This window comes from Metasolibacillus sp., from assembly GCF_025291715.1.
In the GTDB taxonomy this organism is placed as follows: domain Bacteria; phylum Bacillota; class Bacilli; order Bacillales_A; family Planococcaceae; genus Metasolibacillus; species Metasolibacillus louembei.
Genome location: NZ_JAMBIZ010000001.1, coordinates 1 through 24,530 on the forward strand (window position 1 = coordinate 1; position 24,530 = coordinate 24,530).

At 39.2% G+C, this 24,530-nt stretch carries 27 protein-coding genes and 1 riboswitch; of the genes, 18 read left to right on the forward strand and 9 right to left on the reverse strand.

All coding sequences use genetic code 11. The features are described 5' to 3' along the window. Positions 1-140 precede the first annotated feature (140 nt). Genes M3Z76_RS00005 through M3Z76_RS00015 form a run of 3 tightly spaced genes read left to right on the forward strand, consistent with a single transcriptional unit; the run spans position 141 to position 1,870 of the window. Complete coding sequence (locus M3Z76_RS00005) at positions 141-707, forward strand: zinc metalloprotease (RefSeq protein ID WP_293920335.1); 567 nt, start codon at positions 141-143, stop codon at positions 705-707. 13 nt (positions 708-720) lie between these two features. Next, positions 721-1,401, forward strand: coding sequence for a hypothetical protein (locus M3Z76_RS00010; RefSeq protein WP_293920333.1), 681 nt, complete (start codon positions 721-723; stop codon positions 1,399-1,401). A 55-nt stretch (positions 1,402-1,456) separates the two neighbouring features. Further along, positions 1,457-1,870 (forward strand): hypothetical protein, encoded by a 414-nt coding sequence (locus M3Z76_RS00015; protein WP_293920332.1) that lies wholly within the window; start codon positions 1,457-1,459, stop codon positions 1,868-1,870. A 187-nt stretch (positions 1,871-2,057) separates the two neighbouring features. Here the strand turns inward: M3Z76_RS00015 and M3Z76_RS00020 are convergent, their stop codons facing one another. The 6 genes from M3Z76_RS00020 to M3Z76_RS00045 form a co-directional block, all read right to left on the reverse strand. After that, positions 2,058-2,579 carry an isochorismatase family protein gene (locus M3Z76_RS00020; protein WP_293920330.1) on the reverse strand — a complete coding sequence of 174 codons (522 nt, stop codon included), beginning with the start codon at positions 2,577-2,579 and terminating at the stop codon, positions 2,058-2,060. A 125-nt stretch (positions 2,580-2,704) separates the two neighbouring features. Beyond that, positions 2,705-3,721 (reverse strand): ThiF family adenylyltransferase, encoded by a 1,017-nt coding sequence (locus M3Z76_RS00025; RefSeq protein ID WP_293920329.1) that lies wholly within the window; start codon positions 3,719-3,721, stop codon positions 2,705-2,707. Further along, positions 3,718-4,482, reverse strand: a complete 765-nt coding sequence (locus M3Z76_RS00030; protein ID WP_293920351.1) for a thiazole synthase — start codon at positions 4,480-4,482, stop codon at positions 3,718-3,720. The genes M3Z76_RS00025 and M3Z76_RS00030 overlap by 4 nt, the downstream gene beginning before the upstream one ends. A gap of 2 nt (positions 4,483-4,484) precedes the next feature. Further along, complete coding sequence (thiS, locus tag M3Z76_RS00035) at positions 4,485-4,688, reverse strand: sulfur carrier protein ThiS (RefSeq protein ID WP_295655537.1); 204 nt, start codon at positions 4,686-4,688, stop codon at positions 4,485-4,487. A 14-nt stretch (positions 4,689-4,702) separates the two neighbouring features. Next, positions 4,703-5,812: a glycine oxidase ThiO gene (thiO, locus tag M3Z76_RS00040; protein ID WP_293920325.1), complete on the reverse strand. Its 1,110-nt coding sequence runs from the start codon at positions 5,810-5,812 to the stop codon at positions 4,703-4,705. Positions 5,813-5,871: 59 nt separating this feature from the next. Further along, positions 5,872-6,444 carry a thiamine phosphate synthase gene (locus M3Z76_RS00045; RefSeq protein WP_293920324.1) on the reverse strand — a complete coding sequence of 191 codons (573 nt, stop codon included), beginning with the start codon at positions 6,442-6,444 and terminating at the stop codon, positions 5,872-5,874. Between the two features lie 72 nt (positions 6,445-6,516). After that, a riboswitch (TPP riboswitch) is annotated at positions 6,517-6,624 on the reverse strand. A 167-nt stretch (positions 6,625-6,791) separates the two neighbouring features. On the opposite strand from M3Z76_RS00045, the gene M3Z76_RS00050 reads away from it, so the two are divergent. Continuing rightward, positions 6,792-7,322, forward strand: a complete 531-nt coding sequence (locus M3Z76_RS00050) for a P-loop nucleotide/nucleoside kinase family protein (protein WP_293920322.1) — start codon at positions 6,792-6,794, stop codon at positions 7,320-7,322. Between the two features lie 45 nt (positions 7,323-7,367). Continuing rightward, positions 7,368-7,925 carry a hypothetical protein gene (locus M3Z76_RS00055; protein WP_293920320.1) on the forward strand — a complete coding sequence of 186 codons (558 nt, stop codon included), beginning with the start codon at positions 7,368-7,370 and terminating at the stop codon, positions 7,923-7,925. 89 nt (positions 7,926-8,014) lie between these two features. On the opposite strand, the gene M3Z76_RS19745 is transcribed toward M3Z76_RS00055, so the two are convergent. Next, positions 8,015-8,206, reverse strand: coding sequence for a TetR family transcriptional regulator C-terminal domain-containing protein (locus M3Z76_RS19745; RefSeq protein WP_363320659.1), 192 nt, complete (start codon positions 8,204-8,206; stop codon positions 8,015-8,017). Between M3Z76_RS19745 and M3Z76_RS00060 the strand changes: the two genes are divergently transcribed. The 3 genes from M3Z76_RS00060 to M3Z76_RS00070 all read left to right on the forward strand — a co-directional run bounded on the left by M3Z76_RS00060 (position 8,132) and on the right by M3Z76_RS00070 (position 10,455). Beyond that, complete coding sequence (locus M3Z76_RS00060; RefSeq protein ID WP_293920319.1) at positions 8,132-8,449, forward strand: hypothetical protein; 318 nt, start codon at positions 8,132-8,134, stop codon at positions 8,447-8,449. The genes M3Z76_RS19745 and M3Z76_RS00060 overlap by 75 nt on opposite strands. A 120-nt stretch (positions 8,450-8,569) precedes the next feature. Next, positions 8,570-9,874, forward strand: a complete 1,305-nt coding sequence (locus M3Z76_RS00065) for a methyl-accepting chemotaxis protein (protein ID WP_293920317.1) — start codon at positions 8,570-8,572, stop codon at positions 9,872-9,874. Positions 9,875-9,939: 65 nt separating this feature from the next. Beyond that, positions 9,940-10,455 (forward strand): GNAT family N-acetyltransferase, encoded by a 516-nt coding sequence (locus M3Z76_RS00070; RefSeq protein ID WP_293920315.1) that lies wholly within the window; start codon positions 9,940-9,942, stop codon positions 10,453-10,455. A gap of 485 nt (positions 10,456-10,940) precedes the next feature. Here the strand turns inward: M3Z76_RS00070 and M3Z76_RS00075 are convergent, their stop codons facing one another. Further along, positions 10,941-12,329, reverse strand: a complete 1,389-nt coding sequence (locus M3Z76_RS00075; RefSeq protein ID WP_293920313.1) for a glycine--tRNA ligase — start codon at positions 12,327-12,329, stop codon at positions 10,941-10,943. A 381-nt stretch (positions 12,330-12,710) separates the two neighbouring features. On the opposite strand from M3Z76_RS00075, the gene ccpN reads away from it, so the two are divergent. The 10 genes from ccpN to M3Z76_RS00125 all read left to right on the forward strand — a co-directional run bounded on the left by ccpN (position 12,711) and on the right by M3Z76_RS00125 (position 22,543). Beyond that, a complete protein-coding gene (gene ccpN / locus M3Z76_RS00080; protein ID WP_293920348.1) occupies positions 12,711-13,340 on the forward strand; it encodes a transcriptional regulator CcpN in 630 nt (209 codons plus the stop codon). Positions 13,341-13,348: 8 nt separating this feature from the next. Next, positions 13,349-14,161, forward strand: a complete 813-nt coding sequence (locus M3Z76_RS00085) for a pyruvate, water dikinase regulatory protein (protein WP_293920311.1) — start codon at positions 13,349-13,351, stop codon at positions 14,159-14,161. A 379-nt stretch (positions 14,162-14,540) separates the two neighbouring features. Beyond that, positions 14,541-16,361 (forward strand): DNA primase, encoded by a 1,821-nt coding sequence (gene dnaG, locus M3Z76_RS00090; RefSeq protein WP_293920309.1) that lies wholly within the window; start codon positions 14,541-14,543, stop codon positions 16,359-16,361. Between the two features lie 31 nt (positions 16,362-16,392). Then, on the forward strand, positions 16,393-17,517 hold the full coding sequence (gene rpoD / locus M3Z76_RS00095) for an RNA polymerase sigma factor RpoD (RefSeq protein WP_293920307.1): 1,125 nt from the start codon (positions 16,393-16,395) through the stop codon (positions 17,515-17,517). Between the two features lie 165 nt (positions 17,518-17,682). Then, entirely contained in the window at positions 17,683-18,231 is a 549-nt protein-coding gene (locus M3Z76_RS00100; protein WP_293920306.1) for a hypothetical protein, read from the forward strand. A 158-nt stretch (positions 18,232-18,389) separates the two neighbouring features. After that, positions 18,390-19,532, forward strand: a complete 1,143-nt coding sequence (locus M3Z76_RS00105) for an acyl-CoA dehydrogenase family protein (RefSeq protein ID WP_293920305.1) — start codon at positions 18,390-18,392, stop codon at positions 19,530-19,532. A 139-nt stretch (positions 19,533-19,671) separates the two neighbouring features. Next, positions 19,672-20,007: a c-type cytochrome gene (locus tag M3Z76_RS00110; RefSeq protein ID WP_293920304.1), complete on the forward strand. Its 336-nt coding sequence runs from the start codon at positions 19,672-19,674 to the stop codon at positions 20,005-20,007. Between the two features lie 124 nt (positions 20,008-20,131). Beyond that, complete coding sequence (locus M3Z76_RS00115; protein WP_293920303.1) at positions 20,132-20,830, forward strand: tRNA (adenine(22)-N(1))-methyltransferase; 699 nt, start codon at positions 20,132-20,134, stop codon at positions 20,828-20,830. Then, on the forward strand, positions 20,827-21,948 hold the full coding sequence (locus M3Z76_RS00120; protein WP_293920300.1) for a Nif3-like dinuclear metal center hexameric protein: 1,122 nt from the start codon (positions 20,827-20,829) through the stop codon (positions 21,946-21,948). Before M3Z76_RS00115 ends, M3Z76_RS00120 begins: the two co-directional genes overlap by 4 nt. A gap of 136 nt (positions 21,949-22,084) precedes the next feature. Next, positions 22,085-22,543: an NUDIX hydrolase gene (locus tag M3Z76_RS00125; RefSeq protein ID WP_293920298.1), complete on the forward strand. Its 459-nt coding sequence runs from the start codon at positions 22,085-22,087 to the stop codon at positions 22,541-22,543. A gap of 70 nt (positions 22,544-22,613) precedes the next feature. Here the strand turns inward: M3Z76_RS00125 and M3Z76_RS00130 are convergent, their stop codons facing one another. Beyond that, a complete protein-coding gene (locus tag M3Z76_RS00130; protein WP_293920295.1) occupies positions 22,614-24,365 on the reverse strand; it encodes an ABC transporter ATP-binding protein in 1,752 nt (583 codons plus the stop codon). Positions 24,366-24,530 lie beyond the last annotated feature (165 nt).

Here is a 24,530-nt window from a genome sequence, read left to right on the forward strand (position 1 = left end):
CAAGAGTATTCGTTTTTCTTTATAAAAGGAAAAACAAGAAAACAGAAAATTCAGTTAAAATTTATGCGACGCTAGTGATCCAAACTATTGTATATAAAAATAAAAAGAGCTTTTATAGCTATAATGGGGAGAGTTAATGTATGAAGATTATTAAAAAGACATTTGTTTTTTGTACGATATTTTCAGCTTTATTATATTTGAATCCTAAAATTTCATATGCAGATATTCACAGTAATACTCGTGTTTTTAATGGTGTGACTCTTAATTCATCAGTGAATAATTCATTTATAATAAATGGAACTACTTATTACTATAGTAATGTTTGGGAACAAGCTAGAAAAAACTGGCATGGTCAGGCGGGTATTAGTTTAAATTACAGTACTCATAACTGGGCAGACAAATATTATGTAGGAACAACTAGTGAGCCAAACTTAATTGGTAGAGTATTCCTAGTAAATGGTTACCTTGACTATGTTGGTATGGATGATTATTGGATTTTTGTTAACGCTTACATTTACTCGAATACAATGGACTCTAAGAACATGAGCTATGCACAAAGAATTTCTAATGCAACTCATGAAATTGGCCATACTTTAAAATTAAAACATCCAACAGACTCAACAAAAAGTTCAGTAATGAAGCAGGGTATACAAAGTATTGGTCCTACTAGCTATGATTATAGTGAATTAAAAAGAAAATGGAATTGAGGAGGTATAAAATATGTCCAAAATTAAAACAACAAAATTATTATTTTCTAGTATAGCAATTGTATCTGTTAGCTTGGTGTTTATTTTTAGTTTGGTGTTGAGTAAAGATAAACATGAAAGACAAATCTCAACTGAGGAAGTTATCTTAAAGCAGGAAAAGGATACGATAAAAACACTTTCTGTAGAAGGGAATTACTTTCCAATTAATTCCGCAAGAGAGTTATATGATTTATCAGAATTAGTAATCGTAGCCGAACCTGTTGATGATTTTTTAAATCGAAGTCATGTGAATTTTTACTCTGATGATAATAATTTGGAAGATTATTATACAGAAACGATAGTTAATGTTAAACAAATAATAAAAAAACCAGAAAATTTGGATGTATTTGAAAATATAGAATTAACAATTGTCGAGCCATCTGTCGGATTAATAGAAAATAGTAAAAAAGAAAAAATTAAAATTGTAACAGATGGATATTCAGAGCTTAAAAAAAATGAGAATTATTTGATTTTTTTAATGAGAAATGTGCATGGGGATTATGCATTAATCAGTAATGAACTGAGTAAATATAATTTAGAAAGTACACCTGAGACAATGGGACACTATCATCATGAAGATATAAAAACAAAAATAGGAAATGAATTGATTCTGATGGAAGAAATGAGTACTGTGATAGGTATTAAAAACTTATAATATTAATTTTGAGTGGATAGAAATTTTGTGAAATAAAGTTAACTGGAGGGATGGGATGAAAAGACTATTCATCATTTGCTTCACTTTACTTTTTTTTGTAATTGGGTGTGAGGAAGAAGAAAATGCGATTTTTACCTTGAAAGAAGTATTAAATTCTTTTGAGCAACAAGGACTTATTGTAGAAGAAACTAGACAGAAAGATCATAGTATTTTTGGAGAAAAGCTTTATAAAAAACAGCCTAATCTATATCTTTTAAATCAAAAACCATTATATATCTATATTTATAATTCAAGTGCCAATAGAATAAAAGCCATAAATGAATTTAGAAAGAAAACTGAAGCAGTTAATCTAGTTTCTTTCAATATATATGAAAAAGATAATATTTTAATTTTTTATTTTCATGAACAGGATTTGGAAGAAGATTTAGGGGTTGACAAGTTGATAAAAGAAGCATTGAATAATTTATAATAATATTGTTTAAGCCAGATTGCTATCTTTAGAGAAAAATAAAAAAGGATAAAAGCACAGCAATCTATACATGGCTACTGACGATTTCATTCATTTTATTAGTATGGGTTTTTGTCTATTAATTTTATCAGCACAATAGGCAGTATGAAAAAGCAACCACCACAAAAGGGAGGTTGCTTTTTTACTGTTAATTCTCTAAATACTCTTCCATATCCAGCACTTCAATGACATTCGACCAATGCAGTACAGTGCCAACAAAATCCCGGATATCTAAGCCTGTCATTTCATAGGTGTCAGCATTATTCACTGTATTTGTTGCGTCCTCAATAAAGGTTGTGCGGAAGCCGCGATCATAGGCAGCAATCGCTGTAAATTGACAGCAAAACTCTGTATTAAAGCCTGTAATATAGACATGCTCAACACCAAAATTCGCTAACAGCTCCTGCAAGTTTGTTTGATAGAAGGCACTTGGTGTTTTTTTGATAACAAGATGCTCTATATATGGTTGAAAGCGTTCGATGATTTGTGCGCCTTTGTTAGTAGGATGAAGCACGCTTTCCTGTGCTTCGTCGAAATGCTGAATAAAAATAATAGGCTTTTCCTGTGCCTGAAATGTTTGAATACATTGCTCGATTTTTGTTAATGTATCGTCACATTGTGTTAAATCAACTAAGCCATGTTGTACATCGATAATTAATAAAGCTTGCATGAAGCTTCCTCCTCCAATTTGAATTTAAATTGAGGACGCTGTAAATGGTGGTGTTTTCATCTAGTTATTTGCTCCTTTAAGTTATCTATATTAATATATTCTATTTGATTCTTGTTTTTCCTTTATTAAGCAAAATATTGATAATAGATGCTTTTTGCCTGTTGTATATCGGCAGTGCCATGTACGAAGACACGGCCATCTTTAAATGCGGTAAGCTGATACTCTTTTACCTGAAAGCTAATAAGAAAATCATTGCAATGGGTGATCTCCTCTGCTGGTAGCTGCTCTTTTAAAGCGAATAAATCACGCATTTTATAGGTAGGGCGAATTTGCACTGTATCTCGCCCGCACAATGAAGCAAATTTTGTGGTAGCGTTTGGCTGTAAAAATGGATATGTTGGCTTTTCTCCGCATGTAGGACAGGTTGGTTTGCGCAATGCCTCAACATTGACAGAGGAAAATGTATTTTGCCACACATCGATAGAAAAAACGGTACCACGCATTGCGTTTTCATTATTCGTTAAATATTTCAATGCTTCTGCAACCTGCATAGCAGCTGTTATTTGTGAGGCAGAGGCTAAAATGCCCGCTGTGTCACAGGTCGGTCCTGAAGAGGGTAAGCCACCCATTATGCAATGCAGGCAAGCTGTTTCTCCTGGTTTGATGAAAAAGGAAAGGCTGCTTGAGGCAACACATGCGCCGTAAATCCAAGGGATTTTATATTTATGTGCGATATCGTTCATAATAAAGCGAATATCGAAATGATCTGTGCCATCAATCATTAAGTCAATAGAATGGGTTGCTAGTAGCTGCTCAAAAAATTCAACGTTTGCTTCCTCATTGTAGGCATGAATCGTTGTTGTATGATTAATTTCTTGCAAGCGCCTTTTAGCGGCAGCTGCCTTTGGTAAACGTGCTGTAACATCTGTTTCGCTGTAAAGCATTTGGCGCTGTAAATTTGATAAATCGACGAAATCACGGTCAACAAGTGAAATTTCACCGATGCCTGCTCGCGCTAGCAAATCAGCAATTGTTGCACCGAGTGCACCAACACCCACGATGAGAACATGCTTGTTGGCAAGGAGCGCCTGTCCGTTTGTCCCTATAGCGAAAAAGCGTTCCTGCCTTGAGTAACGGCTCACTTGCTAATTCCTTCTAATGGGCTAGAGGCAGTGGCATAGGTTTTTTTCGCTATACGTCCAGCCTCAAAGCTTTCACGCCCTGCAATAATGGCATGCTTCATGGCAGAAGCCATTTTTACAGGATCTTTAGCACCTGATACAGCTGTATTTAATAATACCGCATCTGCACCAAGCTCCATTGCCTGTGCGGCATCTACCGCAGAGCCAATCCCTGCATCAACGATAACAGGCACCTTTGCCTGCTCGATAATAAACGATAAATTAAGTGGGTTGACAATGCCCATACCAGAGCCGATTGGGGAAGCACCTGGCATAATTGCATGACAGCCTAAATCCTGCAGTCGTTTTGCTAGCAACACATCATCCGAAGTGTATGGTAAGACGATAAAGCCTTGTTCAAGTAATAGCTCTGTTGCACGCAACGTTTCTACTGGGTCTGGTAGCAATGTTTGAGGGCATCCGATAATTTCTACTTTCACCATATCGCATAAACCAGAGGCTTTTGCTAAATTAGCAATACGCACAGCTTCCTCCGCGTTTTTAGCACCTGCTGTATTCGGCAAGAGCGTATAGTTTTGCACATCAATTTTTTCTAAAAAATTGGGCTGTGTTGGCTCGAAAATATTCATGCGGCGCACAGCGAATGTTAAAATTTCTGTTTCTGATATTTTTATAGCTTCCTTCTGTATATCAAAATCTGTAAATTTTCCTGTCCCTAATAATAGACGGGAATTAAAACGGTATGGTCCAATGTGTAACATCATTATCCTCCTCCTACAAACTGTACAATTTCAATGCGATCATTTGCTTGAATTTTTTTGCCATCACGTTCCGAAGGCTGTAAAATTTCGGCATTTATTTCTACGATGGCAAGCTCCTTATTGAGCTGTAAATGGTCAAGTAACTGTACGACAGTTGTAATGGACTGTGGCACTTCCATACGATGACCGTTTATATATAAGTGCAAAATAAACACCTCCTTTAAATTGTAAAGCGCTGCAATGCAAATGGGGCTAAACGCTGTTTCGCTGTATTGTCGCCTAATAAAGCTTGGCTACATAAAAGTCCTGTAATAGCACTTAATAAAATGCCATTGCGATAATGCCCTGTGCATAAAAATAAATTGCTATATGGCGTCTCTCCCATAATTGGTAGCCCATCCATTGTTTGTGGTCGCACCCCACACCATGTTTCGATAATTTCTGCCTTCGTTAATGAGGGCAGTATTTGAATGGCACGTGTTAATAAAGAATGGATGCCACCAGCTGTCACGGCATCGTCTTCTTGTAAAGGGTAGCTTGTCGCGCCAATTAATATCATTTGCTGCTGTTTTGGTACGATATAGCAGCCATCTGTTGAAAAAATAGTTGCCTTTGGTAGTTGATGCGCTTTTAGCATTAAGCATTCGCCTTTGACAGGCTGCATTGGGCAATTAATGTTTAATGTAGTTGCCAGCCTTGATGTCCAAGCACCTGCTGCTAAAACTACCTGTGAAACGGCATAGCGGGTAGAAGCTGTTTGCACATATGTAATTTGCTGCTGCTCCTTTTCAATCGCGATTACTTCCTCGTCGATGATATTTGCCCCAAGCTGCTGTATGGCGAGAAATAATGCCTTTGTTAAAGCTCTTGCATTGACTTGATGATCTTCGTAAATATGGAAGCCATTTGCCACGGCTTGCCCTAATAACGGTTCGTATTGCTGTAAATCACGTTGATTTAACCATTGAATAGATGCAGGGCGGTCGTTATGCAAAAAGTCGTATTGCTGCTGTAAATCTTGCAAGCCTTGTTTGTTTGTCGCAATTTTAATAAGCCCTGAAGGCAGTAACCCTACATCTTGTGCTGTTAATTCCAACAGCTCCTGTGCAATTTTTTTATGCAATGTCCGGCTTTCCAGTGCTAAATTATAAAGCGGCGAAGGGGCATAAAATTCATTTTGACCACCAAGCATACCACCAGCTGCAAGTGATGCTGTTGTTGTTTTTTCTGCATGGAAAAGCGTTACACGTTGCTGTTGCTTTAATAATTGATAAGCAATGGATAGTCCGATGACACCGCCGCCGATAATCGTAAAGCCTTCACACTTCATACATTGCCCCCCTTAATCAAAAACGCTTGTGAACGTGTTCGAAGCAGTTCATTTTCGCTTTAAATTGGTTTTTCATTGTTTTTCATAGAAGTTTTGACACTAGCATCAAAAAACATTGAGATTGCCGCATAGCCTTGTGCACCAGCTTGCAGCACCTTTTGGATATTGCTATGTGTCACGCCACCTAGTGCCAACACAGGTATTTCAATTGCTTGACATATATCAGCGAGCGCTTGAAGCCCTTTAGCAGGTACATCGAGCTTACAAGTGGTCGGGAAAACGGGAGAGAAATAAATATAATCCATACCGATTGCCACACTTTGGTGAGCTTCCTCCTTTGTATGTGTAGATTGTCCACATAAGAAAGGATGCTGCGTCACATTTCCAGCTTGTTTTGCTGCAAAATGGCAACCGAGTAAGCCATATTTGTAAGCGAGCTCTATATGCGTATGAACAATCAATTGTTTTGCATTAACACCTGCTTGTAGAAGCGCAACAATCCCGTTATCAATTTCTGCAAAGGTGAGCTGTTTTTCACGTATAACAATCGCATCCACCGTAGGAGTGATTGCCTTTATTTGAGTGATTACTTGTGCTGTTAGACCTTTACCGCTCGTGATGGCATGAATCATTTTGCTTTCCTCCAATAAAAAAAGCGTTACCTCTCCCATAGGAAAAGTAACGCATACTTAAATATCGTAATGACGAATAGGCGACCACTTTCCTACGCTAGTATGAACTAGATCAGGTTCCAGGAATCCCAAAGTTTACTTTGATCTCAGCCGTTCACAACGGCACCTCCAGTGGATGGCTATGTAATTAGTTAACAATATAGCATATGTTTTTTGAGCTGTCATCATGAAAATTATTAATAAGGGTAGCTAGTAATTTATCGATATATGTTATTATAGGAGAAATAAGGAATTAATGAAATGTATTGATTTGCTAAAAAATCACTTTGAAAAGGAAGGAAATAATCATGTATTTTATTCAAATGTCAGGGTTCCCAGGCTCAGGGAAATCTACTTTGGCAAGAGAGATTGCCACTAAAATGGGCTTTATTATTATCGACCATGATATTGTCAAATCGGCCTTATTAAATTCAATTGAGGATAGCTCATTGGATGGAAGGCTTGCAGGCAAAATTAGCTACAACATTGATTTTTCTTTAGTGGATTTCCACTTGTCTCAAGGGCATAATGTCATCCTTGATAGTCCATGTCTATATGAGGAAATGGTTGAAAAAGGAATACAGTTAGCTCAAAAATATGCTGCAAGCTATAAATATATTGAATGTTATCTTGCTGATTTTTTAGAAATCAATCAGCGTTTACAGAGCCGAGAGCGGATGGTAAGTCAAATTAGTAAAATTCACTCAGAAGAAAATTTCCATGCAACACTACATGCTGCAAAAAAGCCGCACAACATGCAATGCTTAGTTGTGGATACAGGGCAGCCTTTAGAACAGTACATAGAGGATGTTTTTCAATATATTCATTGTGAAAAATGATATAGATAAAAAGCTATATTTGAAAGAATAGGAGTATGAAGCTAAATGAAAAGAAGTATGATGCAAAAACGCAAGATTATTTTAATTGCTATACTCGCTGTTGTACTATTTCTGACAATTGTCTTTCCTTATTCAATTTTGAGTGTTTATCCTGCGGTTCAAGTGAAGATAGATACAGCTGAGCAGCAAAAATATAATGAGGATTTTGCTGTATTACGCTCATTGTTTGAAGGGCGGATGGGCCAGCCTGATCATGTTGTAACATATTCCGTTGCTGTACTGTTATTGTACCAAATGGAATGGCTAACAGAAGCTAACCATCATATGTGGCGTAGTGATTGGGAGCCACTTTTGACAAATGTACAATCAGTGAAAAAAGAGCTTATTCGTCTAAGCTTACAAGAAGATAATTTTTCGGATGAGGCAAAAGTATATTTACAGCAAATGATTGAAGCTATTATGGAAATAGAGGGGACTGTATTGCAACACACAAATGGTCATACAAGAAAGCATATTGAAACATCACTGCGTAATTTACATAGTGATATAGCAACTTCATTGAATCTGTATGTGCAATTTTGGCAAACTTATTATGCTAAATAAGCTTGAATCATTTTGTTTGATAGGGCAACAAAATGATTCGAGCTTTCATTTTGTGGAATTTTCTTAATATTTCCTGAGCAATATTTTTCTTACGTGTCAATACCTTTTAAAAATAGTTGTGAAAAGTGCATGAGTCGCTCTTTTCTTGTCTTCATATCGACTTGGTATGTGAAAGTAATTATACCATTGATTGAGGTATATGCCATTTGACTAGCGGCTTCTATGTCCTCAATATGCCATTCGTTTGTTTCATTACCAGTCTTGAATATGTCATAGTAAATATCGAGACGTTTGCATCAAATGGCATTGTTGGTGAATTAGCAAATATAGCGAATGAATCGGTAATGGGAGCTGTTGAAGTAGCAAGTCTCACAAATTTAACAGAGCTTGCAGCAAAAGGGATGGAAGCCTTTAATGATTCCTTTGTAGCAGCTGCTTTAATTGGCGGCATCATTATGTTATTTGTATCACTTATTGTTTATATTTTAATCCCTGAATCGTTAGATATTACAAAAAAATTGTGAATAAGGCTCAAATATATTAGTGCTAAATCATTACTTGATGAAAAGATATAGAAACTATTTTACTAATTTTGATATTTATTTTACAATCATAGTAGATTTACATAGAAATGGGGAGCCATTATGAATAGAGAAAGAGCAATTTCACGGGAAATTAAAATTTGGAAAAGTTTAATTTTCAAAATGATTTTAGCAGTGGCGGTAAGTTTATTTATTAGCTCACATATTTCAAGCTTCATTAGTAAACAAGTTGGGGAAATAATTGAGCTGGATGGTGTTGTAGGAGTTACGATTAATACATTTATTTCTCTATTTATCGGAACATTCATTATTGCGCTATGTACACGCTACATTGTATTAAAGCGACTTAAAAGCGTATTAAAGGCAATGACACAAGCGGCAGACGGCGATTTAACTGTGCGCACTAATGATCGTTATAAAGATGAGATTGGGCAATTATCATCCGAATTTAATCATATGTTAGAGCAAATTGGGGCAGTCGTTGACAAAGCAAATAAAGCATCAACAGATGTCACTTCCTATACAAAGGAATTCGCTGCAATTACAGAGCAAAGCAGTACATCTGTTGAAACAATTTCCAACTCAATTCAAGAAATGGTCACGGGTACTGCAGGACAGCTGGACAAGATGAAAAAAATGTCCGAATTATCGGATTTAATCAATCAAGAAATGGAAGAGGTAACAGCTGTTGTACAAGGTGTGGCGGATGTTGCAACAGAAACAAGCCAAAAGGCAGATTCAGGCTTACAATTAATTGAACAAACGATTAATAAAATGAATACAATTAATCAATCTGTGCATGAATCGACAGAGGTTGTCAATGCTTTAGGTGAAAAAACAAAGGAAATTAGCTCGATTTTAGCATTAATTACAAGCATTACAGATCAAACCAATTTGCTTGCTTTAAATGCTTCTATTGAAGCTGCACGTGCGGGTGAAGCAGGTAAAGGCTTTGCAGTTGTGGCGGAGGAAGTTAGAAAGCTAGCAGAGGAATCAGGAAGAGCTGCTGATGATATTCGCACATTAGTAGATGATATTTTAAGCCAAACATCTAGCGCGGTTACAGCAATTAATAGCGGTACACGATTTGTAGATGAAGGCCGTGAGTCAGTGGAGCAAACAGGCGAAGCATTTAAAAACATTGTAGACTATGTATCTAATATTAGTCAGCGCACAAATGAAGTAACGAGCATTGTTCGCAGGGTCAATGAAAAGACGAATGAAACAAGTCACGAAGCAAATGAAATCGCAGAAATTGCCCATGGCATCACAGCAAGCCTACATGGGATCGGGCTTTCTGCTGAGCAACAAGCAGCATCCAATGAAGAAATTGCAAGCTCAGCCAATGTTTTAGAGACGATGGCGAATGATTTACAAGCGGAAATTAATCAATTTAAAGTGAAGTAATAATAGGAAAGGGCGCCATCAGAGCGCTCTTTCTAGCATATAAGCTTACAAAGGGGAGTTATGTCATGAAAATTCGACAAGCGAAAATAGAGGATGCGGCAGGGATTGCGGCTGTACATGTAGATAGCTGGCGCTCAACCTATCAAGGCATTGTAGCACAAAGCTATTTAGATAGCTTATCCTATAGTGAGCGCGAGGAGCTTTGGCTTACAGCGATTCCATATGGGCATGTATTTGTCGCTGAAAATGAGCAAGGTAAAATCGTTGGCTTTGCAACCGCTGGTAAGGAGAGAAGTGGTCATTATCCAGCGTATCAAGGGGAGCTAAATGCAATTTATATTTTAGCAGAATACCAAGGACATGGAATTGGCAAAGCTTTAATGCGACAGGCGGTACAGCATTTGCAGGAAAAAGGCTTTACGTCAATGCTTGTGCTTGTGTTAGAAAATAATCCTTCCACAGCATTTTATGAGGCAATTGGTGGCGAAAAAATTGATGTGATCGATGTTGAAATTGGTGGCGAATGTTTGCGTGAGGCTGTTTATGGCTGGAGTACGCTGCCAGAAATTAGTGGCTTGTAGGAAGTGTTATGCTTTCCTGCTAGCTTTTTTTCTGTTAAGAGAGAAGGTAGGGAACATGGGGAGTGCTTCTGCGGTTGTCACGCTAGCGCGTCACAATCCTCGGCGCAGATGCATATGGCGGGAAAAACGGAGAGAGGGGAAGCATATTGCATCCCCTCAACCCATAATTAGCATTGTAAGTGCTTTTCAATATAAGTGTTAGCTTATGTAATCCGCCATATGCGTGCTTCTGCGGTTGTCACGCTGGCGCATCACAATCCTCGGCGCAGATGCATATGGCGGGAAAAACGGAGAGAGGGGAAGCCTATTGCATCCCCTCAACCCATAATTAGCATTGTAAGTGCTTTTCAATATAAGTGTTAGCTTATGTAATCCGCCATATGCGTGCTTCTGCGGTTGTCATGCTAGCGCATCACAATCCTCGGCGCAAATCCGTATGCCGAGTAAAACAGAGAGGGGGATGTATAGGCATCCCCCAACCCATATTAAAATTGTAAGTGTTTTGAAATATAATCTTTAACTTCTGTTATCGGCATACGGATTTGGTCCATGCTATCTCTGTGACGTACTGTCACTTGGCCGTCTTCTTTTGAGTCGAAGTCGTATGTGATGCAGAATGGTGTGCCGATTTCATCTTGGCGGCGGTAGCGCTTGCCGATAGATTGTGACTCATCGAAGTCGACAGGGAAGGCTTTGCGTAAGTCTGCCCATACGTCACTTGCTTCTTCTGATAATTTTTTCGATAAAGGTAGTACCGCTGCCTTGAATGGTGCTAGGGCAGGATGAAAACGTAATACTGTACGTTTGTCATCGCCCTCTAGCTGTTCCTCATCGTATGCGTCGCATAGGAATGCTAATGTGACACGGTCAGCGCCTAATGATGGCTCGATACAGTATGGCACATAGCGCTCGTTTGTTACAGGATCGATGTATGTGAAGTCTTCACCTGAGTGCTCCATATGCTGCTTTAAGTCGTAGTCTGTGCGATCAGCGATACCCCATAGCTCGCCCCAGCCGAATGGGAAGCGGAATTCGATGTCTGTTGTTGCGTTTGAGTAGTGAGATAGCTCATCGTCCTCATGGTCGCGTAAACGCATGGATTCTTGCTTCATACCAAGGTTTAATAACCAGTTTTTACAGAACTCCTTCCAATAAGCGTGCCATTCCAAATCTTCACCTGGCTTGCAGAAAAATTCAAGCTCCATTTGCTCAAATTCACGTGTACGGAATGTGAAGTTACCTGGTGTAATTTCGTTACGGAATGATTTACCAACCTGTGCGATACCAAATGGTGTACGTTTACGCATAGAGCGTTGTACGTTTTTAAAGTTGACGAAAATACCTTGTGCTGTTTCAGGGCGTAAATAAATTTCATTTGTCGAAGATTCTGTTACACCTTGGAACGTTTTAAACATTAAGTTAAATTGACGAATATCTGTGAAGTCGATTTTACCACAATCTGGACAAGCTACTTCAAGCTCTTCCATTTTTGCTTTCATTTGATCAAAGGACATACCATCAACGATAATTTCTTTACCTGTTTTTTCTAAAGAAGCGTCCTCAATTAATTTGTCTGCACGATGACGCGCTTTACATGCTTTACAGTCAATCATTGGGTCGTTGAAGTTGCCAACGTGACCTGAAGCAACCCATGCTTTTGGATTCATTAAAATTGCTGCATCTAAGCCGACATTGTGCTCAGATTCTTGCACGAATTTTTGCCACCAAGCTTTTTTTACATTGTTTTTTAATTCTACACCAAGTGGGCCGTAATCCCATGTGTTTGCTAAACCACCATAGATTTCAGAGCCTGGGAAGACAAATCCACGATGCTTTGCCAGTGATACGATTGTTTCCATTGATTTTTGTGTCATGAAAATTCCTCCTTATTTGTATGCCCATTGCAACGAAAAAAGCACTCGTCTCTGGGCGTAATATGCCCAGGGACGAATGCTGTATGTACAGAATCCGCGGTTCCACCCTGATTGCTCAAACATCACTGTTTGAACCTCTTTCGAAAAAATAGCTCCTGAGTGCCGTTTCTCTTTTCAGGTGTAGGCTTGCACCAATCCCTACTCGCTGTGGTGAAAAGATACTTATTGCTCATTCATCGCTTTTTATATATGGATTAGTATACAACAAAAATTTTTTTATGCAAGTGCTATAGCCTTAATTCTTTTCTTCGCAATCTATGGTGAAATAGTATATAATAATAGCATAATCAGTATAACATTATTAAAAGCAGGTGAGTTAAAATCGAACTCAATAAACGTCAAGACGCTATTTTGCAAATCGTTAAAGAAAACGGACCGATTACAGGAGAGCATATTGCAGAGCGTTTAAATTTAACAAGAGCCACATTGAGACCAGACTTGGCAATTTTAACGATGGCAGGCTTTTTAGATGCAAGACCGCGTGTTGGTTATTTTTATGCAGGGAAAAAGAATACGATGTCACTAACGGATGCCCTTACGAATTTAAAGGTGAAGGATTTTCAATCAGTGCCTGTTATTGTTTCTGAAAATATGACGGTTTATGACGCTATTTGTCATATGTTTTTAGAGGATGTTGGGACATTATTTGTCGCAGATCAACACAATTATTTACAAGGGGTATTGTCGAGAAAAGATTTATTGCGTACGAGCATTGGCACGCAGGATTTAAATAAAATTCCTGTACATATTATTATGACGCGCATGCCGAATATTGCATACTGTACGAAAAATGATTTTTTAATTGAAGCAGCAAAAAAACTTATCGATCGTGAAATTGATTCAATGCCAGTTGTCAATGAAACGGTTGGCGGGGTTGAAATTATTGGGCGGCTAACGAAAACAAATGTAACAAAGGCATTTATTTCACTCGCACAAATTCATGAACTGTAGGTGATGTTTTGGATAACTTGATGTTTTTTGTCGTATCCGATTCGGTAGGTGAGACGGGCGAGTTAGCAGTTAGAGCAGCTGTCAGCCAATTTAGGCCAACCTTTCAAAATGTAGAAATTCGTCGTTTTCCTCATATTAAAAATTTTGAGGAGCTTCAAGGAGTCGTACAGCTCGCAATGCAGGAAAAGGCTATTATTATTTATACATTAGTGGAAAAGGAAATGCGTCAAAAGCTTTATACGACAACGTTAGAGCAGCATGTTGCTGCGATTGACTTGCTTGGTCCAATGATAGAGCTTTTAGAGAATTCGATGAAGCAGGCACCGCTAGAGCGACCCGGGCTCACGCATAAATTAGATGATGATTATTTTAAGCGAATTGAAGCAATTGAATTTGCAGTAAAATACGATGATGGACGAGACCCGCGTGGGGTTTTGCTTGCGGATGTTGTGTTAATAGGTGTTTCTCGTACGTCAAAAACGCCACTATCGCAATATTTAGCACATAAAAGCTTAAAAGTAGCCAACGTGCCACTTGTACCAGAAGTTGAACCACCAGCTGAGCTTTTTGCAGTTGATCCAAAAAAATGCTTCGGTTTAATTATTTCACCAGAAAATTTAAATAGTATACGTCGAGAGCGTTTAAAGACGCTTGGATTGAATGATGACGCCATTTACGCACAGCATCAGCGAATCCAGCAGGAAATTGAGCACTTCCACCGTATTGCTAGCCGTATCGGCTGTGAAGTAATTGATGTGACAAATACAGCAGTAGAAGAAACAGCGAATGTCATTTTGGATAAAATACGCGCACAAGCATAAGCTACCTCTATCCGATTAGGATAGGGTTTTTTTCGTGTGCAAAGCAAAATAAAATTGCAAAATCAAGGCGAAATATGTAGCTAAATTATATTTATTGTTTTATAATAATAAAATTGTGGTAAAAATATTTAGAAGTAGAGACATTTTTGATTATTTTTTGTCGGATAATAGAGGATTTTCAATATAAATCTCGAATTATGTTTATATCAGGATTCAACAATTTGTTGAATCCTGATATAGCCCCTGGCGGATGTCACAGATTTTGAAGAGGAGGCCTGCATGATACAGGTCAGTTAACCGTTACTGCGAGCAAACTCGAAAAAATCTGGACGCATTTATGCCGAGGCGTAAATGATGTACAACTGAAAATGGTGATGGAATGACCAAAAAAATACCTGAAGAATTAATCGAACAAATTCGTTCACAATCAGATATCGTTGATGTCATTAGCGATTATATGCAATTGACGAAAAGGGGACGTAACTGGTTTGGCTTATGTCCGTTCCATGGGGAGCAAACGCCTTCCTTCTCTGTTTCACAGGACAAGCAAATATTCCATTGCTTCGGTTGTGGAGCAGGTGGTAATGCAATTACCTTTGTGATGGATATTGAAAACATCCCTTTTCCAGATGCGGTTGTGAAACTCGGCGAGCGAGCAGGCGTCCAATTAGATGTAGAGCTAACGGCTAGTTCGCAGCCAGTAAAAGCGATATCAAAGGCTGAGGCAAATATGCGGCAAGCCCATGATGTTGCGATGGAGTTTTACCATCATTTATTGATGAACACGGAAGATGGAGAAGAAGCGCTACAATATTTATTGAATCGCGGCTTCACACAGGAGCTTATCGAAAGTCAAAAAATTGGCTGGGCACTACCCTCATGGGATTCCCTTACAGCATTTCTCGGACGCAAAGAGTTTTCAATGGAAGAAATGGCGGAATGTGGACTTGTGATTCAAAGGGAAAGTGATGGCTCCTATTTCGATCGCTTTAGGGGACGTATTATGTTTCCAATCCGTGACGATAATGGGAAGGTAATTGCGTTTTCAGGGCGAATTTTAAATACAGATGCTGAAGAAGCAAAGTATATGAACAGTCCTGAAACACCAATCTTTCATAAAAGCGAAGTTTTATACAATTTAGATAGGGCAAGGGCTACGATTCGCAAAACGCGTCAAGTCGTCTTGATGGAGGGATTTGTCGATGTGTTAGCCGCAACAAATGCAGGCGTAACAAATGCCGTCGCAACAATGGGTACCTCGCTCACACCACAGCATATCCAAAGGCTCAAGCGCTTAGTGGAGCAAATTACGGTTTGCTATGATGGGGATTCTGCTGGTATGGAGGGAGCAAGACGCTCAGCACATTTGCTAAAGGCGGAACGCTTAAAAGTAGAGGTTGCGGTTTTACCGGACAAGCTTGATCCAGATGATTATATCCGTCAATATGGTGCGGAAGCATTTAAAACGCAAATCATTGAAAAGCCTCAAGCATATCTTGCTTTTATGATGATGTATGCAAGACGCAATAAAAATTTCCAATTTGAAAATGATGTGCTGCAATATGTACAAGAAGTGCTAGAAGAGCTTATTGGGGTATCTTCACCAATCGAGCGTGATTTATATATAACACAGCTTGCGAATGAAACATCTATTTCTCAAGAAGCGATTTATGCACAATATCGAAAATTAGAAGCAACAAAATCGAAGCACTATAAAAGTGAACAGCTACAAGTGCAAGAAGTCGCTCCGTTACCGACAACGCAAAAGCCATTGACCGCAGCGGAGCGTGCAGAACGATTATTGCTATCACATATGCTGCATAATGTGCATGTAGTGGATAAAGTATTGCAAAGCGGCGAGGAGCCCTTTGTAAGAGATGAGTATATGGCTGTTTTCGTTCGATTAATCGGCTTTTATGAGGAATACAGTACAGCGGATTATCAGCGATTTGTAGAGGTAATTGAAGATTCTGAGTTACGGAAAATTGTGATGGAGGCCGCGTTAGCTGAGCGGGATCCTGAGCATGCAGAGGCAGAAATAGCAGATTGCTTAAAGCATCTAAAAAAACATCGCATTCAGCTTGAAATTGATGCACTGCGTCAACAGCAAACAGAGGCAGAGAAAATGCATGAATACAAACAGGCAATGGAGATTGTGCAAAAAATTATCCATTTAAGAAGAACTTTAGCGACGATGTAACTCGATTCGTTTTTTAGAAGGAGGAAGGTTTATGGCGGACAAATCAGAACGCTCAAAAGAAACAGTAAATGAACTATCGTTAGAGGAAGTAAAGGTGCTTCTTCAAAATAAAGCAAAGACAGAGGGCGAAATTTCGATGAAAGAAATTTCGGAAAAACTAGCTACTTTTGAGCTAGAAAGCGAAGAAATCTTCCATTTTGCAGAAAATATCGAAAGCCAAGGTGTAACGGTAGAGGGTAAAGAGGAGTTCGAGGAAGACGCGTTGTCTAAGCAAGAGGCGAATGAAGAAACATTTGACTTAAACGATTTAAGTGTACCACCAGGAGTGAAAATTAATGACCCTGTGCGTATGTACTTAAAGGAAATTGGTCGTGTTGATTTACTTTCTGCTGAGGAAGAGATTCGTTTAGCAGAGCGAATTGAGCAAGGTGATGAAGAAGCACGTAAACGTTTGGCTGAGGCAAACTTGCGACTTGTTGTATCGATTGCAAAGCGCTATGTTGGTCGCGGTATGCTATTCCTTGATTTGATTCAAGAAGGAAATATGGGGCTTATTAAAGCGGTTGAAAAATTCGACCATCGCAAAGGCTTCAAATTTTCTACTTATGCAACATGGTGGATTCGTCAAGCAATTACGCGCGCTATTGCAGACCAAGCGCGTACAATTCGTATCCCTGTGCATATGGTGGAAACAATCAATAAATTAATCCGCGTACAGCGTCAATTACTGCAGGACTTAGGTCGTGAGCCATCTCCAGAGGAAATCGGTGAGGAAATGGATTTAACACCTGAAAAAGTACGTGAAATTTTAAAAATTGCACAAGAGCCTGTATCGCTTGAAACACCGATTGGTGAAGAGGACGATTCGCATTTAGGTGATTTCATTGAGGATTCTGAAGCGCAATCACCGTCAGATCATGCGGCATATGAGCTATTGAAGGAACAGCTTGAAGATGTGCTTGATACATTGACAGATCGTGAAGAAAACGTCTTGCGTTTACGCTTCGGATTGGATGATGGTCGCACAAGAACATTGGAAGAAGTAGGGAAGGTATTTGGCGTTACACGTGAACGTATTCGTCAAATTGAGGCGAAAGCATTGCGCAAATTACGCCACCCGTCTCGCTCAAAACGTTTAAAAGACTTTTTAGAATAAATTCTAAAAGCTGTAGGAGAACCTACAGCTTTTTTAGCATGCCAAAAATTTGATATAATACAAATGATAAATTACTATATATGCTACTTTTTTCATATGTTAGAATGTTGCTATATTTCTTATGATAGTACTATACATATATTAAATGGTTTGGAGAGAAAACAGATGTCGAACCAGAAAAAACAAATTATACTTAATGAAATTACATTTTGGAAGCAAAATAAGCTGCTGCCTGAGCATTATTGTGATTTTTTAACGACGTTATATACTGAGGGAGGCGAGCAAAACGAAATACAAGGAAAAGCTTCTCAATCAGTGATGGCACAGCAAAAGCGTAAAACGTTACGCAAATACGCCGCTATGCCAATTATTGCGATTATTTTTATTGTGCTCTTGTTCACGATTGATGCGGTCTGGCTCGTTGGAATTGTAACAGCAATTTTAGCCATTGGCTGTTTAATTGCTGCCTTTTACGTCGCTAAAAAAAATCAACTGCTGTCACCTATTTTACATTTAACGGGAGCATTATTATTACTAGCAGTAACAGTGCAAATTTCTATGACCTATTTTGCAAACAATTTAACACTGCTCTATGTAGGATTACTATTAAATTGCCTGCTCTGGTTTATTTCGGGGTTGGCGTTGAAAATTATTTACCTTACAATATCAGGCATATTAGGGATGCTAGCAATAGCGCTTTACTTTTTTATGTAACAAGGCTGACGGCTATGTTTTTACATAAGCAAGCTGTCATCTTTTACTTGCAAAGAGGGGAACTTCTTTGCTTTTTCTTCTTTTTGTGACGAAAATGCTGTTAAAATACATTTTTTTCTTATAGAATAAAAGTGTAAACAGACAAAGGGGTGGGCAAAATGTTTTTTGATTTAACGGATGAGCAACGCATGATTCAACGTACAATGAAGGAATTTGCTGACGAGGTTGTGGCGCCAGGGGCAATTGAGCGCGATAAAAAGAAAGCGTTTCCAAAAGAAATCTTTCAACAATTAGCTGAAATGGGCATGATGGGATTGCCTTTTCCAGAGGAATACGGTGGGGCTGGTGCAGATACGATTAGCTTTGCCATTGTAACAGAGGAATTAAGTCGCGTATGTGCTTCAACAGGCATTACATATTCAGCACATATTTCACTTGGCGGCGCACCGCTGAATTTATTTGGCACAAAGGAGCAAAAAGAGCGCTACTTAACGCCAATTTGTACAGGGGAATCTTTTGGTGCCTTCGGTTTAACGGAGGCAAATGCAGGCTCTGATGCAGGGGGAACGGAGACGAGAGCAGTATTAGAAAACAATCAATTTACGATTAATGGCTCAAAAATGTTTATTACGAATGCAAGCTATGCTAAGCATTTAGCATTAACGGCGATTACGGATATAAAAGATGGCAAAAAAGAAATTAGTGCAATTATCGTGCCAACAAATGCAAAGGGCTTTACGATTATAGACGAATATGAAAAGATGGGCTTAAACGCATCGAATACGACAGAGCTTATTTTAGAAAATGTTGTTGTGCCAGAGGAAAATCTGCTCGGCACAAAAGGAAATGGCTTCAAGCAATTTTTACAAACATTAGATGGTGGACGCATCGGCATCGCAGCGATGGCTGTAGGTATTGCGCAAGGAGCGATGAATAAGGCGGTGCAATATGCAAAGGAGCGCAAGCAATTCGGTAAAGCGCTTGCGGAGTTCCAAGCAACACAATTTAAGCTAGCTGATATGGCGGTAAAAATTGAGATAGCGCGAACGTATGTCTATAAAGCAGCGTGGCTCAAAGATCAAGGACGCCCATTTAGCAAAGAGGCAGCCATTGCTAAATACTATGCATCTGAGATGGCAATGGAAGTTTGCGATGAGGCAATTCAAATACATGGTGGCTATGGCTATATGCGTGAATATGAAGTGGAACGCTATATGCGTGATGCGAAATTATTGGAAATTGGAGAAGGTACATCTGAGGTACAAAAGCTCGTTATTGCAAGACATATTTTGGATGCGTGATCGATAAGTGACGAAATTGTTACAAACAAAGTAAAACTTATGCTTTAGGTCTTTCCGTTTTCAACTGAATGCAGTACAATAATTATTGTTGAATAGATTCTATCATATAGAAGCAAAATAAATGAGGGAGGGCAATCGTATGAAAAACAATCCAGTTTTTCCTTACATCTTAATTTTAGCATTCGGTATCGGACTTATTTTCTTCATGTCAATTAACGGTGCTGGAAAAAGTGAAGAAGCGCATGAAGAAGGCGGCGAAACATCTGAACAAGCTGATGGCGCAGCACTAGTACAAGGCTGTATCGGCTGTCACGGTGGTGACTTAACAGGTGGTATGGGACCAAACTTACATGGTATCGCACTATCTAAAGAAGAAATCATCGACGTTTTAGTAAATGGTAAAGGTGCAATGCCTGCAGGTGCTGCAAAAGGCAACGAGGAAGCAGTAGCTGACTACATTTTATCTTTAGAATAGTAACGACTTAATCGGCTTAACCGCTCATTTCATGGGTGGTTGAAGCCGATTATTTTTTTCGCTCGGCTAGTGCACCATTTTCTACTATAATAGAATGGAGATATTGCAGAAAAGAGGAATTTTGATGAATGCACAAAAATTATCGAAACGATTAGAAACAGTTGCATCCTTTGTGCCAACAGGAGCAGTTGTAGCGGATATCGGGAGCGATCATGCCTATTTACCATGTTATTTAGTACAGCAAGGCATTGTTTCACAGGCGGTTGCAGGTGAAGTTGTGAAAGGTCCGTATGAATCTGCACTGCGTCAAGTACGAGCAGAAGGCTTACTTGACCATATTCAAGTAAGATTGGCGGACGGTCTTGCTGCTATTGAACAGGCTGATCGTGTCGATACAGTTACGATTGCAGGAATGGGTGGACCTTTAATTGTGTCGATATTGGAAAAGCATCCAGAGGTGCTTACTTCTGTTACACGTTTAATTTTACAGCCAAATATTCATGCGAAGGTGATACGTGAATGGGCATTGGCACATGGCTGGGCTGTTTTAGATGAGGTTATTTTAGAGGAAGATGATAAAATTTATGAAATCCTTGTTTTACAAAAAGGGGCAATGCAGCTGACAGAGGCAGAGATTTTGCTTGGTACGCATTTAATTGCACAGCACACAGCTGTTTTTGTGAAAAAATGGACGAAGGAAATTGACAATTGGCAAAGAATTTTACAGGACTTGAATAGAGCAGAGGCAACACCTGATATTCAAGCGAAGCGAGAGGAGTTACAGCAATTAATTCAATTAGTTGAAGGAGTGCTAGCAAAATGAAATCTGTAAATGGCAATGAAATTATTCAATTATTCGAAAGCTGGTCGCCGAAAAAGCTTGCCTGTATGCCCAATGATCCGATAGGGCTTGCGATTGGCACAGTCAATAAAGAGGTGACGAAAGTGCTCGTCACGCTTGATGTGACGCTGGAGGTAGTGGAAGAGGCAATAGCACAGGGCTGTGAGCTCATTATTGCACATCACCCACCCATTTTCCGCAAGCTGAGCAATTTGCGGACAGATACACCTGCTGGCAAGCTTTATGAAAAATGCTTAAAGCATGATATTGCGGTCTATGCAGCACATACGAACTTAGATGTGGCACAAGGTGGTGTCAATGATTTACTAGCGGATGCCTTGCAGCTTGAAAATCGAAAAATTTTGGAGCACACATATAGCGAGCAGCTGATGAAGCTAGCCGTTTATGTGCCAACGGAATATGCAGAAACGCTGCGTATTGCACTCGCTAATGCGGGGGCAGGACAAATAGGCGATTATGATACGTGTAGCTTTACGACGGCTGGAGAAGGGCGTTTTCGTGCATTAGATGGAGCCAATCCTTTTGTCGGTCAAATCGGTGAGGTCAATGTCGAACCTGAGCAAAAAGTAGAGGTCGTTTTCCCAAGCAGCCAAAAAAATCGTATTTTAAAAGCAATGCTGAATACGCACCCGTATGAGGAGCCTGCCTATGACGTATGGGAGCTAGCGTTAACTGCCAAAGAAGAAGGCTTAGGTCGTATTGGAACATTGCAGCAACCAATGACATTGCAGCAATTTGCAGAATTCGTCAAGGTACAGCTTGATGTACCATGCTTGCGTGTTGTAGGTGATTTACAGCGCACTGTTTCGAAGGTAGCGGTTATCGGTGGAGACGGCAATAGCTATATTGCAGCGGTAAGAAGAGCTGGTGCAGATGTTTTCGTAACAGGGGATATCGGCTTCCATATGGCACAGGATGCAGAAGTCAATGGCTTAAGCATTGTCGACCCTGGACATCATGTGGAAAAGGTGATGATTAAAGGTGTTGCGGAGAAAATGAAGGTACTATGTGCAAAGAAGAAATTACCTGTACAATTTATTGAATCACAAATTCATACAGAGCCATTTAAGTTTATTTAACTCCTTGCATCGGTAAAGTAGAGTGTTTGAAAACGGTATGTTTGACCGCTTTCAAACACTTTTTTTAATGGCTTATGGAACCTTTTCTATTCAAAAATGTCTACTATACACAAAATGGAGAAAGAAGGCATAAGAGATGGCTATGATTCCTATCAAATCTAATGGTGTTGCTGTGGTGTTATTGAAAAAAATTAATGATACATATCATGTTCTATTATTAAAAAGAGCATCTCCTATTTTAAATAACATTTGGTGCTATATTGGAGGTGCCATTGAAAATGGTGAGACTGCTATAGAAGCAGTGTATCGAGAAATTAGAGAAGAAACAGGCATTACAGAGCTTGCCTTATATTCATCCAATCAATTTGACCAAATTTTCTCTCCACAAGACAATTTTATTTACATGGCACCTGTTTTTGTAGGCTTTGTTCATAAAGAGCAATCTGTCATATTAAACAGCGAGCATAGCGAATATCAATGGCTTCCTTTCGACGAAGCGAAAGAAATGGTAAGTTTACCTGGCAATGAGGTAGTCCTTCAATTAATCGAAAATCATTTCGTTAAGAAAGAGCCTTTGAAGTATTTAAGAATTTAAGTTATATAATTTATTCGAAAAAAATAGCCACGAAACGTTCATTCGTGGCCATTTTTGAGAAATGCTGTTTTTACTCGCCCTTAGCTAAAGCAACCCAATGTCCTTTGGAAATTTCGACAAGCTCTGTGTTGTCGACATCAAAGCGTTTAGCACGTAGCTCATCTTCTGTTAACACATGTCTTTTCTGCTGCTTCTGTTTTTCGATTGCTGGGTCAGGAATTGGAATCGATTGCAGTAGCATTTTCGTATAAGGATGCTGCGGGTTGGAATAAAGCTCCTCGCTCTCAGCTAGCTCAACAATTTTTCCGCCATACATAACAGCTACTCGGTCACTAATATGCTTGACCATCGATAAATCATGGGCAATAAATAAATAGGTTAAGCCAAAGCGCTGCTGTAAATCCTTTAATAAGTCAACAATTTGCTTTTGAATTGATACATCCAAGGCAGACAACGGTTCATCACAAACAATGAAGTTCGGCTCAACCGCCAATGCTCTTGCAATACCAATGCGCTGGCGCTGTCCACCGCTAAATTCATGTGGATAACGTAGCGCATGCTCCTTATTTAAGCCAACAAGCTCTAATAATTCCTCGACACGTGCACGACGCTGCTCCTTCGATGTCGTGAGCTTATGAACATCCAATGCCTCACCAATAATATCGAGCACTTTTTTGCGAGGGTTCAAAGACGAGTATGGGTCTTGGAAAATCATTTGTAAATGGCGACGCATACTCTTTAACTCATTTTTCGATAAGCGTGTCACAGGCACACCTTTATATAGCACCTCTCCATCAGTTGGCTGGTGTAGCTGCAAAATAGTACGTCCTGTTGTGGATTTACCTGAGCCAGATTCTCCTACAAGTCCAAGCGTTTCACCAGGGTAAATATGGAATGATAAATCATTAACAGCCTTGACAACATCACCTTTACCAAAATCAAAATGCTTTTGCAAATGGCGTATTTCTACTAATGGCACATTGGGGTCAAGGTCCGCTGGCAAGTTTGGCTGTACTTTTGCTTCCTTTTTTTCGTGTAGCCTTGGCAAGGCATTTAATAAACGCTTCGTATAGCTGTGCTGCGGGTTTGCGAAAATTTCCTCCGTTGTTCCTTGCTCAACGATTTCGCCCTCCTTCATCACAACGACACGGTCACACATCCCTGCGACAACGCCTAAATCATGGGTAATTAAAATAATGGCTGTGCCTAGTCGCTCCTGCATGCGCTTCATCAAGCTTAAAATTTGCGCTTGAATCGTTACATCGAGCGCTGTTGTTGGCTCATCTGCAATTAATAAAGAAGGATTACATGCCAATGCCATTGCAATCATTACACGCTGGCGCATTCCACCACTAAATTCATGTGGATATTGCTTATAGCGCTCCTCGCAATTGTTAATACCAACTAATTTTAATAGCTCAATCGTTTGTGTATATGCCTCTTGCTTCGAAAGCTTTTGATGCTTCATTAAGCCTTCTGCAATTTGCTCACCGATACGAATTGTTGGGTTAGTGGAGGTCATTGGGTCTTGGAAAATCATGCTAATATCCTTCCCGCGAATAGACTCCATATGTTTTTCTGTTTGCTCGACTAAATTTTGTCCTTGAAAGTGAATCTCACCTGATTTTAAAAAGGAGGGAGGTGATGGCAGCAAGCGCATAATCGAACGAGCTGTTACGCTTTTACCGCTACCAGATTCTCCTACAATACCAACTGTTTCCCCTTTATTGACATGAAAGCTAACGCCCTTTACTGCTTCAAATTCGCTTTCCCCTGTAATAAAGGAAACGCGCAAATCATTTACTTCTAATAATTTTTCCATTATAAATATCCACCTATCTATTATCAATTATGTCTCAGCTCAAATGCTGAAAGTTACGCTATTTATTCAATTTGATAAAGCTTTTCGTTAAGTATTTTGCTTTTGGACAAAATAATAAATATTTTTATTGACGAAATGATATCGCTAATACATAATGTACTATAC

What these genes read in the sequence shown, in the direction of transcription:
- thiO (WP_293920325.1), bottom strand. Translation starts at nt 5,812, where the DNA reads ATGAAGTGTGAAGGCTTTACGATTATCGGCGGCGGTGTCATCGGACTA.
- rpoD (WP_293920307.1), top strand. Translation starts at nt 16,393, where the DNA reads ATGGCGGACAAATCAGAACGCTCAAAAGAAACAGTAAATGAACTATCG.
- M3Z76_RS00105 (WP_293920305.1), top strand. Translation starts at nt 18,390, where the DNA reads ATGTTTTTTGATTTAACGGATGAGCAACGCATGATTCAACGTACAATG.
- dnaG (WP_293920309.1), top strand. Translation starts at nt 14,541, where the DNA reads ATGACCAAAAAAATACCTGAAGAATTAATCGAACAAATTCGTTCACAA.
- M3Z76_RS00070 (WP_293920315.1), top strand. Translation starts at nt 9,940, where the DNA reads ATGAAAATTCGACAAGCGAAAATAGAGGATGCGGCAGGGATTGCGGCT.
- M3Z76_RS00030 (WP_293920351.1), bottom strand. Translation starts at nt 4,482, where the DNA reads ATGTTACACATTGGACCATACCGTTTTAATTCCCGTCTATTATTAGGG.
- M3Z76_RS00050 (WP_293920322.1), top strand. Translation starts at nt 6,792, where the DNA reads ATGTATTTTATTCAAATGTCAGGGTTCCCAGGCTCAGGGAAATCTACT.
- M3Z76_RS00020 (WP_293920330.1), bottom strand. Translation starts at nt 2,579, where the DNA reads ATGCAAGCTTTATTAATTATCGATGTACAACATGGCTTAGTTGATTTA.
- M3Z76_RS00125 (WP_293920298.1), top strand. Translation starts at nt 22,085, where the DNA reads ATGGCTATGATTCCTATCAAATCTAATGGTGTTGCTGTGGTGTTATTG.
- M3Z76_RS00110 (WP_293920304.1), top strand. Translation starts at nt 19,672, where the DNA reads ATGAAAAACAATCCAGTTTTTCCTTACATCTTAATTTTAGCATTCGGT.
- M3Z76_RS00075 (WP_293920313.1), bottom strand. Translation starts at nt 12,329, where the DNA reads ATGACACAAAAATCAATGGAAACAATCGTATCACTGGCAAAGCATCGT.
- M3Z76_RS00120 (WP_293920300.1), top strand. Translation starts at nt 20,827, where the DNA reads ATGAAATCTGTAAATGGCAATGAAATTATTCAATTATTCGAAAGCTGG.
- M3Z76_RS00115 (WP_293920303.1), top strand. Translation starts at nt 20,132, where the DNA reads ATGAATGCACAAAAATTATCGAAACGATTAGAAACAGTTGCATCCTTT.
- M3Z76_RS00005 (WP_293920335.1), top strand. Translation starts at nt 141, where the DNA reads ATGAAGATTATTAAAAAGACATTTGTTTTTTGTACGATATTTTCAGCT.
- M3Z76_RS00130 (WP_293920295.1), bottom strand. Translation starts at nt 24,365, where the DNA reads ATGGAAAAATTATTAGAAGTAAATGATTTGCGCGTTTCCTTTATTACA.
- M3Z76_RS00055 (WP_293920320.1), top strand. Translation starts at nt 7,368, where the DNA reads ATGAAAAGAAGTATGATGCAAAAACGCAAGATTATTTTAATTGCTATA.
- M3Z76_RS00010 (WP_293920333.1), top strand. Translation starts at nt 721, where the DNA reads ATGTCCAAAATTAAAACAACAAAATTATTATTTTCTAGTATAGCAATT.
- M3Z76_RS00015 (WP_293920332.1), top strand. Translation starts at nt 1,457, where the DNA reads ATGAAAAGACTATTCATCATTTGCTTCACTTTACTTTTTTTTGTAATT.
- M3Z76_RS00100 (WP_293920306.1), top strand. Translation starts at nt 17,683, where the DNA reads ATGTCGAACCAGAAAAAACAAATTATACTTAATGAAATTACATTTTGG.
- M3Z76_RS00045 (WP_293920324.1), bottom strand. Translation starts at nt 6,444, where the DNA reads ATGATTCATGCCATCACGAGCGGTAAAGGTCTAACAGCACAAGTAATC.
- M3Z76_RS00065 (WP_293920317.1), top strand. Translation starts at nt 8,570, where the DNA reads ATGAATAGAGAAAGAGCAATTTCACGGGAAATTAAAATTTGGAAAAGT.